The organism is Microcystis sp. BLCC-F209 (assembly GCF_041928595.1).
Lineage (GTDB): Bacteria > Cyanobacteriota > Cyanobacteriia > Cyanobacteriales > Microcystaceae > Microcystis.
Genome location: NZ_JBHFLL010000141.1, coordinates 20186 through 35496 on the forward strand (window position 1 = coordinate 20186; position 15311 = coordinate 35496).

General features: G+C 41.4%; 14 protein-coding genes. 3 read left to right on the forward strand and 11 right to left on the reverse strand.

Annotated elements, in window-relative coordinates; genetic code table 11:
• Positions 1-129: 129 nt before the first annotated feature.
• The 3 genes from ACE1AQ_RS08990 to ACE1AQ_RS09000 all read right to left on the reverse strand — a co-directional run bounded on the left by ACE1AQ_RS08990 (position 130) and on the right by ACE1AQ_RS09000 (position 3870).
• Complete coding sequence (locus ACE1AQ_RS08990; RefSeq protein ID WP_106908056.1) at positions 130-2193, reverse strand: ABC transporter ATP-binding protein/permease; 2064 nt, start codon at positions 2191-2193, stop codon at positions 130-132.
• Positions 2194-2572: 379 nt separating this feature from the next.
• Positions 2573-2827 (reverse strand): hypothetical protein, encoded by a 255-nt coding sequence (locus ACE1AQ_RS08995; protein ID WP_002783089.1) that lies wholly within the window; start codon positions 2825-2827, stop codon positions 2573-2575.
• Between the two features lie 98 nt (positions 2828-2925).
• Positions 2926-3870 (reverse strand): NAD(P)/FAD-dependent oxidoreductase, encoded by a 945-nt coding sequence (locus ACE1AQ_RS09000; RefSeq protein WP_149977313.1) that lies wholly within the window; start codon positions 3868-3870, stop codon positions 2926-2928.
• 97 nt (positions 3871-3967) lie between these two features.
• Between ACE1AQ_RS09000 and ACE1AQ_RS09005 the strand changes: the two genes are divergently transcribed.
• Both ACE1AQ_RS09005 and ACE1AQ_RS09010 read left to right on the forward strand, forming a co-directional pair.
• Entirely contained in the window at positions 3968-4795 is an 828-nt protein-coding gene (locus ACE1AQ_RS09005; protein ID WP_008201934.1) for a YaaW family protein, read from the forward strand.
• A gap of 1 nt (position 4796) precedes the next feature.
• Complete coding sequence (locus ACE1AQ_RS09010; protein ID WP_149977314.1) at positions 4797-6071, forward strand: O-antigen ligase; 1275 nt, start codon at positions 4797-4799, stop codon at positions 6069-6071.
• A 459-nt stretch (positions 6072-6530) separates the two neighbouring features.
• Here the strand turns inward: ACE1AQ_RS09010 and ACE1AQ_RS09015 are convergent, their stop codons facing one another.
• From ACE1AQ_RS09015 to ACE1AQ_RS09035, 5 genes are all read right to left on the reverse strand, one after another.
• The gene (locus ACE1AQ_RS09015) at positions 6531-7427 is read right to left on the reverse strand and encodes an AEC family transporter (RefSeq protein WP_374808265.1); all 897 of its coding nucleotides are present in this window, start codon (positions 7425-7427) and stop codon (positions 6531-6533) included.
• Between the two features lie 49 nt (positions 7428-7476).
• On the reverse strand, positions 7477-8076 hold the full coding sequence (locus ACE1AQ_RS09020; RefSeq protein ID WP_374808267.1) for a Uma2 family endonuclease: 600 nt from the start codon (positions 8074-8076) through the stop codon (positions 7477-7479).
• Positions 8077-8237: 161 nt separating this feature from the next.
• Positions 8238-8498: a hypothetical protein gene (locus ACE1AQ_RS09025; RefSeq protein ID WP_369751907.1), complete on the reverse strand. Its 261-nt coding sequence runs from the start codon at positions 8496-8498 to the stop codon at positions 8238-8240.
• 15 nt (positions 8499-8513) lie between these two features.
• Entirely contained in the window at positions 8514-9377 is an 864-nt protein-coding gene (locus ACE1AQ_RS09030) for a formylglycine-generating enzyme family protein (protein WP_008201924.1), read from the reverse strand.
• Positions 9378-9552: 175 nt separating this feature from the next.
• A complete protein-coding gene (locus ACE1AQ_RS09035) occupies positions 9553-11979 on the reverse strand; it encodes a dynamin-like GTPase family protein (RefSeq protein ID WP_008201923.1) in 2427 nt (808 codons plus the stop codon).
• A gap of 228 nt (positions 11980-12207) precedes the next feature.
• On the opposite strand from ACE1AQ_RS09035, the gene ACE1AQ_RS09040 reads away from it, so the two are divergent.
• Entirely contained in the window at positions 12208-13848 is a 1641-nt protein-coding gene (locus ACE1AQ_RS09040; RefSeq protein WP_008201920.1) for a phospholipase D-like domain-containing protein, read from the forward strand.
• Between the two features lie 41 nt (positions 13849-13889).
• Here ACE1AQ_RS09040 and ACE1AQ_RS09045 read toward each other — a convergent pair whose 3' ends face one another.
• The 3 genes from ACE1AQ_RS09045 to ACE1AQ_RS09055 form a co-directional block, all read right to left on the reverse strand.
• Entirely contained in the window at positions 13890-14201 is a 312-nt protein-coding gene (locus tag ACE1AQ_RS09045) for an MgPME-cyclase complex family protein (protein WP_002783106.1), read from the reverse strand.
• A 67-nt stretch (positions 14202-14268) separates the two neighbouring features.
• Complete coding sequence (locus ACE1AQ_RS09050) at positions 14269-14991, reverse strand: pyridoxine 5'-phosphate synthase (RefSeq protein WP_172456615.1); 723 nt, start codon at positions 14989-14991, stop codon at positions 14269-14271.
• Between the two features lie 59 nt (positions 14992-15050).
• On the reverse strand, positions 15051-15311 hold a 261-nt coding region (locus ACE1AQ_RS09055; RefSeq protein ID WP_374808269.1), incomplete at its 5' end, for a YbaB/EbfC family nucleoid-associated protein.

Consider the following 15311-nt stretch of genomic DNA (forward strand, 5'->3'; position numbering starts at 1 on the left):
TCCTATACCAGTTATCAGTTAGTAGCTTGTTAATCAACTTACCCAGCAAAAACCTCATTCTCTAGTTCTCCTGAGAGGGGGAAGTCTGAATACTCTGTCTCAATTTCAATCTGTTTGTCACCCCATTAGCTATATTCTCACCCATTTTAAAGTTTTTGGGTCTTTATCGTAACGATAATTAAAACCATCTTTGGCAGTAATAATTTTACCTAAACTGGCACGACTCCGGACGTTACTTAAAGAATAATCAGTTAGGGACTGCATTTGTTGATGGGACAAACCTTCGGCTATTTCAGAAACTCCTGCAATTTCCGCATCATGCTCAGTTTTAACCTCAGACAAAGGCTCTATTTTTACCGCCGAGAAATTTTCTGATTTTTTTGATGTCATGACCATGTTATTCACTTTTTTGCGCTGATAATCTTCTACAGTTGACAGCTGCCAATGGGAATTTTCTGTTAACTCTAAGACCCATCGATGATAATTAAATAAACTTTCCCGATGACCGACACTAATAAAGGTGGTTTTACTTGCCTGTAATTGCTGATATAAGCTGGCTTCATTGGCCAAATCTAAAGCGCTGGTTGCTTCATCTAAGATAGTAAAGGTAGGTTTAGTGATTAATAGTCGAGCAAAAGCTAATCTTTGCTGTTCTCCGAGGGATAAAATCTGTTCCCAGTTGACTTGTTTATCTAAGCTATTTTTGTCAGTTAATAAATGTTGCAGGTTGACTTTTTTTAAGCTGTCTTCTAATTCTTCATCGCTCACCTGCTCATTGGTATTAGGATAAAGTAATTGCTGGCGTAAAGTGCCAAGGATAATATAAGGACGTTGGGGTAAAAATAACATTTTAGCTAAAGGAGGACGTACTAAACGGCCACTACCTGCCTTCCATAAACCGGCTATTGCTCGTAACAAGGAACTTTTTCCTCGACCACTGGGGCCAATAATGAGTAGGCTTTCTCCCAAAGGGACAGAAACCGATAAATTTTCCACAATTACCTTTTCATAATCGGGAGTTTGTAGGGTAAGATTCTCAAAAGCTATACGATTATCTTCCAGGGTGATAATACGACTTAAGTTGTTCGGCTCTTCACTGGCAACTTTTAAGGCATCTGTCAAAGTAGCTAACCGTTCAATATAACTTGAAACTTTACCCGATGTTCCCCATTCAGTAATTAATTGTCCCAAGGCATTAGAAAAAAGAAAACAACATAAACTAGCTTGACTAATTTCTCCATAATCGATTTCGTTTTCAATAAACATAGGGGTCAAAATAAACATTGAAAATACACTAATCGCTGACTGATAACCTCGATTAAAAAGATTACTAAACCGTTCCCAATTTATCAGTTTTTCGGAGCTTTGAGTAAGCCGTTGAAAACGGCCTTCAATGATTTTTTCTTCCTGCTCTTCTCCCTGAAAAAAAGCAATTGATTCGGCGTGGTTACGCACATGGGTTAAAGCATAACTATAATCGGCCTTATCATTAAGTTCAGATTGATTAATTTTGTTTAATTCTTGAGTTAGATAAATTGCTATTAAATTTCCTGTGATCGTATAAATGATCAGATAAACCGCAATTTGCCGAGAAATTGTCCAAAGAATAATCGCAAAAGTAATCATTTGTAAACCTTTTTCCACGAAGGTAATTAACAACCTTAGGGTCATGGTCGTAATTGGTTCAATTTCTTGAGATAATCTTTGATCGGGATTTTTTAAGTCCGAGGTAAAATCAATATTATAATAAGCGCGATCATTGAGATACTTTTTAACGGTTTGTTTCGTTAACCATTGATACCAATCTAAGGCTACTTTGCGACGAATAAATTGAGAAAAAGCAAATAAACCCGTTGCCACGATAATCAAAAAACTGGATAACCACAACGTATTTAGATATTTAGAAAGGTCTCTATCTTCAATAATAATATCGAGTACATAACGATTCCAGTAACTACTAAAAGCTTCTACCCCCACCGTTGCCAAGATACTTAAAAAAACCAAAGCTGACATCCCCCAAGAAATGAGTACATCTCCAAAGGCACGTCCATTTAACTCCGTTGGATACCAATAGGGTTGAGCCACAATTTTTAGGCTTTCCCAAAATTGACCAAATAGTGAAAAGGGATTATTGGCGGACTGGTCGGACACAACAGGGTTTTCCGTTGCTTGTTTAGTAGTATATTGGGGCATCTAGATGCAATTGGCAGTTCTTTTACTGTTCTCTTGACAACTCGCTATCATATTGTAGCGGCAGAATTACCTCTTGTTGTCTTTTGGTAACATTTTTATCTCGAAGTTGAAAGTGACCTATGGTCCAGTGGTTGATGCTCTCAAAATCACCTTAAGTCATGTGCCGAAATGCTCAGGAGCGGATGGACAATCCCCAGTCTTGTGAATATTCGATTCTGACGACTAAACCGGAATTAGTCGCCACTTACCCAGTCCCAGTCTCTCAGAATACTGCCAACTATGGCGAGAAAGCTCTGAGATAACTAATAACTACTTAACCCACTTTTGTTACTGTGGCAGTTTAGATACTGATTACTGGTCACTAAAAAACCCCTATCTCTCAATCTCCGTGATCCTCAAAATGATTAGCTAGTAGGAATTTTCGACTGGTATTTAACTCTTGCCATAGCTGGTTAATTTTCTCGTAAGCTTCCGTAGAGGTAAGTTTTCCTCCACTGTGTAAACCGGCGATAAAAGAGACTCTCAGGGCGAATTCCTGCAAGTTAGCGTTAAAAACCAGATTTTGTGGCGTGAATAAACCCCTGTAGCTGGTTTTAGGGTAGAGAAAGTTATCTTTAGAATTGAATTTTTCCATTGTGACCAACCCCCCAGTATAGGATATCTACATTATTATATATTTAACCTTTTGTTAACCCAAGCTTAACCTAAGAATTTAAACCTGTCTCTAGATTCTTAAGAGAGTAGCTGCTCAACTTGATTAGCCGCCGCTATCCCAGAAGTTAAGGCCGTTTCTAGGGAAGAATTTCTCGATAAATCTCCTCCTTGACACCAATCACCACAGGCAACTAGAGGTAAAGGACTATTAACACTTAAACAGGGTACAGCTAAACCCTGACGGACTAAAGCATAACGCCAACGGTGAATCTGTGACCAATCCGGGAGAGGCAAAGAAGCACGAGAGAGCAAATCTAGCTTAACTGCTTCTAAATCCTCGCTATCGAGATATTTAACCGCAAAATCGGCACTACTATGCACAACAAAGACATAATCAGGGGATGATTGCCGTTTACTGCTATCAAGTCCTAACCAAGCGATATCGGTGGAGGGAGCAACTGCCGGTAAAGAATCGCCATAACCCGCCATTACCGTTAAACAGGGATCGTAAACGATTGATCGCAATTCTGGCATAGTAGTTATCTGAGAGTTTTCTAACAATAACGCTGCTTGCGGGGCGGGAATAGCCAGGACAATCACCGAAAACTCCCCTCGAATTTGACCGTTATTGTTTAAAAACCATTTTTCTTGATGATTTTCCAGACGAGTAACCAGAAAATCTCGTTCAATTTCTAAACCTTGAGCTAAAAATTTCGCCACGCTATTGATGCCAGAAGGAGCAACATAGCTAGAATCAAACCAAGAAGTAACTAGATTCTCTCTCAGGAGATTATCAATTAAAGCCGCCGTTTTTTCGCCCTGAATAGTCAAAAAAGGCAAGCCATGATCCACAGCCATCTCTTGATTGGCTCGATTAACCCGTCGCGTGGCTAAACGACCACCAATACCTCTAGACTTATCAAATAGCTTAACAGTATAACCTCGATCGCACAACTGACGAGCGCAGGTTAACCCGGCTAAACCCGCACCAATGATCCCAACCTTAATCGAAAAATTTGTCACTAGCCTTCCTAATCCTGTAAACCCTTGAGTTAATATTAGTAGTAATCAGCACTAGCGAAACTGATTTGATTATTGGGGCTGAGGAGGACAAACCACATTGGACGAACTACGCACAGCTTTGGAGTTAGCCACCGAGGAGGAACTACAGCAAATCACTAACATCCTCTTTTGCCGTCGTTTTAACCCTCTCGATTATCTACGAGCGCCGGACGCAATCGCCGTTCAAAGTCAAGATTGGGAAAGTTGGTTAGATAGCGTCGAGGATCGTTTTCGTTATTTGGCGGCCGACGGTGTGACAGTATTAAAAGGTCAAACCGAAAAAGTTAGTTATCGTCAAATTCTCGTCCGTGTCTGTCATTTCCTCAAGGTTCCCTACTCCCAAAAAATGCCGACAACGGAAATTGAAGCGGAAATCTATCTTCATCTGGTTAACAAAGCTTGGAAACGTCTCCCCCCATCGGAACAAAAATCCCTCTCGATTCAAATTCAAAAGGCGCTCGCGGATTGCCGCACTCCCCAACCCTTACCGGTTCACCTACAACACAATCCCCTCGATATAGTCCTCAAAGGCAGTAGCGTCATCGCCGTTAATTCTATCCTGAAACCGATTCTGCTCAAACATATCGCCGGGCAGTTCGCTCTCCATTTTGCCCGCTATCAAGGGGCAAAAACTGCCCTAGTCCAGGGTGGGGCAATTGCCAATCAAATCGCCCTGCAAACCGCTAAACAGGGCATGACTAGGGCGGCGGCCCGCTACGGAGCGGTCAGAACCGTGTTAAGTTTGGTAGGACCGGCTTTATGGGGTTGGTTTATTGCTGATCTCGGTTGGAAGGCGATCGCCACTGACTACGGCCGGATTATCCCGACTATTTTTGCCCTTGCCCAAATTCGTCTGACTCGTGACGATTGTTGGCAACCTGCATAACATGAAAAAGATTTTTTGTCAAGGGTGGGAGTGGAATTTAATACTTTTTTCAGTTTTTATTGCCATGATGCTGCCGGAGTTAGCGGGTATCGGCATTATTATCGTGTTAATTAGGGTTTTTACTGGCAATTTTCGGGCAATTATCCAGTCACGTCTCAATCAAGGTCTCGGTATCGTCACTCTTTGGTTGATGATTAGTGCCAGTCTGTCCCCAACTCCGGGGGATGCTTGGATTGGTTTAGGAAATTTCCTGCCTTTTTTCTTCTTTTTTAGCAATATTCGGCAATTAATTAAAAAACCCTCTCAATTGCGTCAACTAGCTTGGGCGATGGTTATTCCGTCGGTTTGGGTAGTGGTGATGGGATGGGGACAGATTTTTCTCGGTTGGCAAAAACCGGAAGCATTAAAAGGGATTTTTACCTGGCCCTACGGGGCGGGGGGTGAACCTTTGGGGCGAATGTCTTCGGTTTTTATGTATGCTAATCTTTTGGGGGCTTATTTACTGATAACTCTGATTTTAGCCCTCGGTTTATTAATTCTAACTTGGCGGCAGTGGCACAGACAAAGAAATTGGAATTTAAATCTCAAAATCGGGTTTTTAACTTTAACCATATTGATCGACAGTGTAGGGCTATTTTTAAGCAATTCTCGCAATGCTTGGGCCTTAGCCTTTTTAGGTTGCCTAATTTTCGCCCTTTATCTGGGTTGGAATGCCTTAGTCGCCGGTTTTGTCCTCTTGGGAGGGGTGATTTCTCTTGCTTCTTGGGGACCAAATCCTTTCAGGGATAGTCTGCGTTTCTTGGTTCCTAGGGCGATTTGGGCGCGATTATCCGATGAAATGTTCCCCAATCGCCCTCTAGCTACTCTCAGATCAACTCAATGGCGTTTTACTCTAGAAATGACCCAAGAAAGACCCCTATTCGGTTGGGGATTACGCAGTTTTACACCTCTCTACGAAAAAAGTCAGGGATTATGGTTAGGTCATCCCCATAATTTATATTTGATGTTAATGGCAGAAACGGGAATTATCGGCTTAATTTTATTGTCTGTTTGGGTGGGTTGGATTTATGCCCAAGGGGTGCGTTTATTTATCTTTTTACGGCAACAAAAAGCCGGGGGTGAGTTAATTATCTTTACCTATCTGGTAGCTTTTGGTGCTTGCGTTTTATTTAATCTCGTCGATGTCACCCTCTCCGATGTCAAGATTAATACTATTGTTTGGCTTCTCTTGGCTGCTATTGCCGGGGTGAGTCAAAGGTTAAATTATGAATTATGAATTATGAATTATGAATTATGAATTGGGAAGTGGGGTGTAGGGTGTGGGGTGTGGGGTGTGGGAATTGGGGAATTGGGGAATTGGGGAAGTGGGGAATTGGGGAATTGGGGAGAGGGGAGAATAAATAAAATAATCTCCTGAATAAGGGTGCATCCCACACTTGCAGAAATACCAACAATCAGCAATTATCAGTGACTCTTAAATTAGTACAAAAATATGAACAATCGCGTGTAAGCATCTCACAGTTAACCTAATGCGCGGGGGGTTTGGGGGGTAGAACCCCCCAAAAGCTTGGATTGAGTGATAAAACCGAAAGTAATGCCCAATTTTAGGAGAAAGTTTCCCCTTAAAAATCCCAAATTAGTAGATTTACCAAAATGAGATGCACCCCCTGAATACTGATAACTGAATACTGGCTCCCCAAAACGAAAACTTCGCACCTCACCATTAAGATAACTGCTATAAATAGACTTTTAATAACCAAAGAAAGAAAGGAATAGTCAGAAAACTAGCAAGGGTAGTGACCACAACTGTGCGGGCCATTAAAGTAGCCGAACCACCGAATTCTGTGACTAAAATGACGGTATTAACGGCGGTGGGCATGGCACTTTGTAGGATGAGAATTTTTAGATCCATACCGGTTAATCCTAAACTACTGCCGATCGCAAATGCCAAAAGAGGAGCGACTAAAAGACGCAAACAGGTCCCTAATAACTCTAATTTACCGATCGCTAATTTTTGCTGAGATAATTGGATACCTAGGATAATTAAAGCCAAGGGAATTGCCGCTTGTCCCAGATAGCTAACGCTTTTATCTAATTGCAGGGGAAGATGAAAAGGGAAAGTTTGAAAGCCAATGCCGATAAAAATTGACCAGATTAAGGGCAATTGAAAAACTAAGCGAAATCCTGAAAGAAAGCTTTTTCCTTGCAAATAAGCGGGACTAATACCAAATAAAAGAATACTAGAGCCAATCATATAGATTATCGCTCTTTCCAGTCCGGCCGCACCCAGGGCAAAACTAGCCACTGGTAAACCCATATTACCGTTATTGGGCATCACGGCGGCAGCCATGAGGCTTTTGCGGGTATCACCATCGAGACTGAGACAATAGGCGATAATTTCGACGACAATCGCCATTACCAGTGAGATAAGAGCAAAGCCTAGGATAATTAAACCGATATTGCTGCCGGATAAAGTGGTGCGATAGAGTCCATCAATCACCAAAGCGGGGGCAAGAATATACACCGTGATTTGGGAAAGGGAATGCACTTCCACAGTGAGAATTTTTCCTGCTATCACACCGATGAGGATGATAAAACCCACTGGAATAATAGCGGAGAGGATGACAAGCATTAATTAGGTAAAAAGTAAATAGTAAACAGAAAAAAACTGATCTGATTTTTTAACAGATTTCTGTTATATCTTCATATAAAGATTTGATCGCACAGTGAAAATCGATACTAGCTAGATAAATATCTGCTCCTTTGCTGTAGGGATAAAGAACCCAGAATCCTTCATCATTGCGACGAAAACAATCCACACTGATGCGTTCTTGACTGATAAGAACGTATTCTTCTAAAGTTTCAAGGGAACGATAGTCTGCAAATTTATCGCCCCGATCTCGCTGCGCGAGCGCGTTGCGAGCAAAGGCAGCAGTAGTGGGGGATAATACTTCTACAATCAAGCGCGGATAACGGATAAAATCTTCTGAGAAAGACTGATTATCTCGCGAGTCGCAAGTGACTACAAGATCGGGATAAAAATAACTATTAGCTATTTCTAGACGAACTTTCATATCTGTGGCATAGACAAGACAACCACTACCCCGCAGCCGGTTTTTTAAAAGTGTGGCTAAGTTGATAATAATCATACCGTGGGCTTTACTCGCACCAGCCATGGCGTAGGTTTGACCGCGAATGTATTCGTGTTTATCCTTGGCTATTCTCTCCGTTGCTAAATAATCTTCCGGGGAAAGATAGTTATAGTCAAAGTTAGCAATCATTTGGTTAAATCACCTTTATTGTCTCTAAAATCAATTCTAACTCTCGATCGAGGAGCGGTACATTTTTAAAAATTGTCTGACCAACACCTGCCAATTTTGCCAGTTGCTCGGCAAATTGTTGAGCTAATTGACCTGCTCGGACAATATCGAGTAAAAAAGCCTTATCCCGCCAGATAAATCCCTTGCGCTGTCCCTAAAATCTCTCGTTGACGAATCCAATTATGACTCTGCTCGATCGATTTTTTCGTTAGCAAATCAACTTTCCGTCCCAATAAATTTTCTAATTCCCGTTTCATCCTCGAAAACTCCAGAAGTCCCCAAGAAACACTATCGGCTCTCTTGGGTTTGGTGGGTAAAATGTACTCTAAGACACATTCCTGCCAGCGAGCGACTGGAACTAACCACAAAGACACAAAGGACACAAAGATTGATCGGTTCTATAAAGGGGAATTATCGCTAACCACACGAAAACCAATATCATAGAGTCCAGCAGTAGCCATAAATTTGACTCGGTAGGCCGAGCGACATTTGTTAGGGCCGTCATTCCAGGAACCCCCGCGTAAAACTCGTCTGTCCCTATCTTCTATGGTGGCTGCTTCGTAGTTATCGCGCCAGTAATCTGCACACCATTCCCTGACATTTCCGTGCAGGTCGTAGAGTCCGAAAGGGTTAGCGACGGCAAACATTCCCACCGGTGTGGTTTCCCTGCGATCGCATCCCAGGCTACCTTCCCCATAACGACCATAACTGCATACTTTCCCGCCATAATCCCAGTCCACCCCGGAATAGTTGGCTAAATCGGTGGAAATTGTCGGGCCGAAGTGAAAAGGGGTTGATGTTCCTCCCCGACAAGCGTATTCCCATTCTTTTTCTGCGGGTAAACGATAATTCAGTCCCGTGAGACGGGATAGGCGATCGCAAAATTCCACCGCTTCCCACCAGTTAATTTGTTCTACTGGGCGATCGTAACCTTCAAAATGGGCCGGATAGGGATTAAGTTCAATATTTACTGGTTCTAATTTTGCCACCTCGCGCCATTGTCGTTGGGTAATTGGGTAGCGACTCAGACAAAAAGCCTGAATATTAACCGGAGATTGGGGACTTTGACTCGATTTCCAGCCTAACTCGCTTTTGGGCGCACCGATGAGGTATTGACCGCTAGGGATAGAAATCATCTCTAAAAAGGTTTTTTTGCTTAAAAAATATTGATAACCTCGATTAGTGACTTTTTCCCGTTTAATTTCCTCACCTTTGCTATTAACAGTGACCACCTCATCGGTAAAATCTAACCATTCTCCCATTCTGCACCCCTCTATCGGTTATCGGTTGATCAGGTTCAGCTGCGAGCCTAAAAACATCTCGAAACCTACCAGTTTAAGAATAACAAGACTTCGATCGCTTATCCCCCGATCAGTTTTAATTTTAATTAATTTTTTGGATTGTTCCCCCTCACTTGCCACCTTCCCACTCCCCATATTAATTGCTGGAGTCATTAACAACTTCAGGGACAATCTCTAATTCTTGTTCACCAATTACAGGTAAATGATTTTTCTGTAAACCCATAGCAGTTAAACAAGTATTGAGAGAGTTAATCGCTTGGTTATAATCCTCAATTTTTTGGTGAATTTCTTGCTGTTTGTGGGCATTATTAGCAATTTTTTCCGCCGCTTCCTGTTCTAAGGTTTGTTCTAGATAAGAACGAGCTTGATTGAACTGTTTTAGAATAGTATCCGCTTGTTTTTTCGCCATTGGTATCAATTGATTTTTGAGAGTATTATTAACGGTTTGGCGGAAGTTTTTCTGAATTGTTGCTGATACTTTTGGCTCAAAATCTAACTTAAGTAATTGACGGATAGCAGGTTCGGCATCAAGAATACTTTCACAGTCATAACCCTGGGCAGTTTGTTGGACAGTTTGCCGAAATTGAAAGATCGAAAAAGTGCCTTCGTTGTAAAAATTGTGATTTTCTCTTACATAGCGATCGCACTCAGTTTTTGCTTCGGAAATCAAGGCATTAATTAACTGCAATTCCACCTGTTTTAGCTGATTTTCTATGCCACCATCATTACCCAATAAACGATAGATTTGCCGATAATAATCACCTTGCCTTACCGCATCTAAGAGACGCTGACAAAAGCGAGTAATTAAACTGGTTGACTCCTCAATTAACACATCTTCTAGCTGGTTAGACAGATAATAAAAAGCTTCCACTAATACTGCTAATAAAGGTGCTGTAGCATTGCGAGGATGAGCTAAAGTCGCCTGCGAGTAAGCATTTCTAACAGAAAAAGTATTTAACAACTCATCCAATCTTGATACCATTCTCGCTTTCAGTTTCTTAAAGTCTTCCTCAAAGTTGTCATCGCTATTAACCACGATAGCATTGACATAACCCTCGATATGTTTAGTTAATTTCTCTCCCACTTCCTTTAACTCTTGATTGAGGTGATTTAACTCCAGAGCTTTCATCGCCTCAATTTCTCGTGGTTGACTTTCTAAATCACGATAAATCCCTTGATAATGATTTTTGAGAGTAATGCAAAGAGATTGTAAATCATCAGCTAAAGTTGCAAACAATTGCGGGCGTTTTTCTTCGGTAAGATAACGAGTAATTGCCCTGCGAAATTCTTCGATACCGCTATCAGCAATTAACTGCTCTAATAAAGGAGTTCCCCACTCGCTTAAAACTCGGAAGTAATTTTTATTAGGAGTTTCATAACCGTGGATGGAAACTTTAAAGGGAGTTGCCAGTAATTTACCAGAGTTGGCACAATAGTTATTAAACTCGCTGACAAATTGCGGTGTTTCTTCTTGTCCTCCTAAATTTTTAACACTTTCGGCAAAGATAGAATCTAACCCATAACGCTGATTAATATTGGTTTGATTTTTCACCTGATACCCATAAAACCCTAAAAGTCCGCTGGTTTTATAAATGCGGGAAGTATCACGAAATTGCGTTTGAATCAGGTTCTCTAAACGCTGTTTTAGTTGGGCTGAGTACCAGGTTTCATCAATGCGGTTAAAAACATAAAAAACTCGATCACGAATACCAGCATTAGAGCTAATTTTTTCGAGTAATTCTGTTTCTTCTGTGGCTAATTCTCCCGCAGAAGCAGCCTTTAAAACACAAACCACTGCTGAAGTATCAGGATGCTCTATTTTACGATAGGCTAATTCGGCATCTTTTTTGACTGGGGCATCAATACCGGGCAAATCTACCAAAACGTTACCATCTTTAAGGAGAGGATGATGACAGTAATATTCTAGACGTTTTAAGACGGCGCTATTGCTACCACGACGGGCAAAACTGGCCGCTTCTGCTAAATTAGAAAAGTGAAATTGTTCCATGGAATAGGTGGCATTATGCAGGGTATGGATCCGCTCACGATTTTGAGTAAATCCTTCAATTAATAATTTTAAACCCTGAGCTTGTTTAGCTCGCTCGGATTTGCCTTCTCCCCCTTCCTGTTCGATAATTTTTTGACAGTATTGGTTTAATTGACTACAGTATTCCGGGGAATTAATGTTACTGGGATTAGTTAATTGCAGATTTTGACAGACGCTATCGACTAAAGTACGAATTTCTGCTTCGCTGAGAAAGGTTAAAACCACTCTTTCCTCATCAGCTTCTGCGTACTCAATATAACATTCTGTACCCGTTGCGTGTCCTTCGGCACTATAGAGCAATTCTCGCTCTAAAAGTGCATTGATTAACATTGATTTCCCGGCACTAAAAGCACCGGCGAAAACGATTTCAAATTTGGGAGAAATGGCTTTTTGTAGGGCAATTTCTATCTTGCTGGTATCCTGTTGATTGCGGAGAGACGATTCGCATTTCAATAGTTCAATTATACTGTTAACATTACCAGCCAGATTACTGCATTGGGGTAAAAGTTCAGTCATGGTAAAACCCAGATCTAGAAGAACAGTGCTATTATTCCCCACATGATAACAAAATTCCCTAACTAGATGTCACATCTTTGCTCAGTAATTTAAGCAATCAAGGACAAGGCCCTAGTCTTGAATCTAGAATCATGATTGATTATAATCAATTTAGTACATACCGATTTCCGAGAACCTCCTTAGGTAAAAATTACCTCCTCACTCCTGAATCCTAGGGGAATGATAATTATGTGGGCAAAAATGGCAATAGATAAATGGAGATTAAAAAAAATTCGGACTATGGGACAGTTAGGATTTTTGTTAGGGACAGTTTTTCTTTTGGGTGGTTGTCATTCTCTGAATGTTATCCCAAATCGTCCGCAACCCTTGCCCCAAGATCAATACATTCAAGTCTATTTTAATCATAATCAAGCCCAGAATTCAAATTATACCGATCCCTATCGCCAAATTAATCGCCAGGGGGACAATCTAGAACAGGTTATTATTGATCATATCAACTCGGCAAAAATTTCGATCGATCTAGCAGTGCAAGAGTTACGTTTACCCGCCATCGCTCAAGCTTTAGTGGAGCGTCAGCAACAGGGAATTAAAGTTAGGGTTATCCTCGAAAACATTTACAATAAACCTATTAATAGTTTAGCCAAAAACCAAGAACAATCAAGCGATCGAGAACAGGAACGTTATCAAAATCTTTTTGATTTAGTTGATATAAATCGAGATGGTAAATTAACTCCAGAGGAAATCGCCCAAAGAGATGCAATTACTATCCTCAAAAAAGCTGGCATTCCCCTAATTGATGATAGCGCTGATCGCTCAAAAGGTAGCGGTTTAATGCACCATAAATTCATGGTTATTGATAATTACACTACTTTAATCAGTTCAGCTAACTACACCTTAAGTGATATTCATGGAGACTTTTCTAATACCCAAACTGTTGGGAATGCCAATCACTTATTAGTAATTACTAATCCCCCACTAGCTAGAGCTTTTCAAAAAGAATTTAATCTGATGTGGGGAAGGGAAGATCAGCATAAATTTGGCTTAGATAAACCCCAGAGAAAACCGCAAACAATCCTTATCGGTAATAGTATTCTGACGGTAAAATTTTCCCCCGATTCTACCGCTTATCCCTGGGCAATTACTAGCAATGGTCTGATCGGTGAAACTTTAAATAAAGCTAAAAAATCCGTGAATTTAGCCCTGTTTGTCTTTACGGAACAGCCTTTAGCTAATATTCTCGCTCAACGACATCAAAAAGGGATAGAAATTAAAGCTTTAATTGATCCTAGTTTTGCCTTCCGATACTATAGCGAAGGATTAGATTTATTAGGAGTTGCTCTCAGTAATAAATGTCGTTATGAACCAGATAATCAGCCTTGGCAAAACCCAATTAATACCCTAGGAGTTCCCGATCTAGCCCGGGGAGATAAATTACACCATAAATTCGGTTTAATCGATGATAAAATTGTGATTACTGGTTCTCATAATTGGTCAAGAGCCGCTAACCATCAAAACGATGAAGCTTTAGTGATTATCGATAATCCCACCGTTGCCGCTCATTTCGATCGAGAATTTCAATATCTGTACCGTACCGCTAAATTAGGACTGCCGGAAACTATTAAAAATCGGATCGAACAGGATAGAAAAAACTGCCCCCAATCTGTAACAATTAAAAGCGATCGCTTAATTAATTTAAACACCGCCACAAAAGAAGAATTAGATAGTTTACCCGGTATCAGTGGCAAATTAGCTGAAAAAATTATCGCAGCCCGGCAACAAAACCCCTTTACTTCCCTAGAAGATTTGGATCGAGTATCGGGAATCGGTCGGGGAAAAATTAACAAGCTGCAAGGCAAAGTTAGCTGGTGATGATTGCCTCGTCTGCATTTTTTGCCACAGACAAAAAAGGGTTATTTTAACGGTTCGGGAATAGTATCGGAAGGAGCTTCAAACTGTCCGGTAATAACGTATTCTAGACGCAATTTTAGCCAAGTAATAAACTGTTGATTGAGAGAAACAATCGCCGCTGCCGGTTGGGGAGTTTTCTTTTTGATATCGGCAAAAGCGGGAGTATCTAAAAAAGCTGGATTGGCAATTAACCAAAAATCAATTTCTTGACCTTTTTCTTGATAATTCCTGATTCTTTCCTTCAAAACTTCCTTTTCGATCGCTTCCTCTTCTAAAAACTTTTGACTGGCTACCAAATAATAATAAGTTGTCATGATCTTTCCTTTAATTTTTCAGTGTAATTGTTCCTGAGTCGGGAGATTAGCTGATAGCTGATGGCTTTTACAATTGTCCACGCATAGCCAATTTCATTTCCCTAACGGCCCGTTCCAACCCGACCAAAACCGCCCGACTGATAATTGTGTGACCAATGTTCAATTCTTCCATATTGGGCAAACAGGCGACATCATAAACATTCCAATAGGTCAAACCGTGACCGGCATTCACCCGCAAACCGAGAGAGGAAGCGTATTCACAACCTTCTTTAAGAATTGTTAATTCTGCTTGACGATCGCTCTCCTGTTGTGCTTCGGCGTATTGACCGGTATGGAGTTCGATCAATTTCGCCCCCGTATTAGCGGCCGCTTGAATTTGGGCAAAATCGGCATCAATAAACCAACTAACGGGGATATTAGCTCCTTGTAGGCGCTCTACAACCCCACAAAAACGGTCAAAATTGCCCAGCATATCGATCCCCCCTTCCGTGGTCACTTCCTGGCGCTTTTCGGGGACAAGGGTGACATAATCGGGTTTAAGATCGAGAGCAATGGCGATCATTTCCTCCGTCGGGGCCATTTCCAGATTTAGATGAGTCCGCACCGTTTGCCGGAGGAGCCGCACATCGCGATCTTGGATATGACGACGATCCTCGCGCAAGTGAACGGTAATGCCATCAGCGCCGCCGATTTCGGCCAAAACTGCCGCCGCCACGGGATCTGGTTCCACGGTTCGACGCGCTTGGCGAATTGTGGCCACATGGTCGATATTGACACCCAAAGTCAGCAAAGTTGAACCTCCTTGTTTGTTAGTCCAACTTTCCATCTTACCATTGCGGTCAAAAGCGATTACATACTGGAGATATTTAAACCCATGGTCAGTTCTTCCATTTTGCCGCGCATAGTTTCCGTGGAGGCATTATAGGCGGCTTTCATGGCTTCTAGAATAGACCCAGCCACAATCTCCACATCTTGGGAGAGGAGAGCAGGATCGATTTCAATCCCCCGGGGTTCTTGGTTGCCACTGAGATACACTGTCACCAAGCCATTTTCACTCTGGCCGGGAATTTCCATAGTTTCTAGTTCTTCTTGCAGAACTTTGGCCCCTTG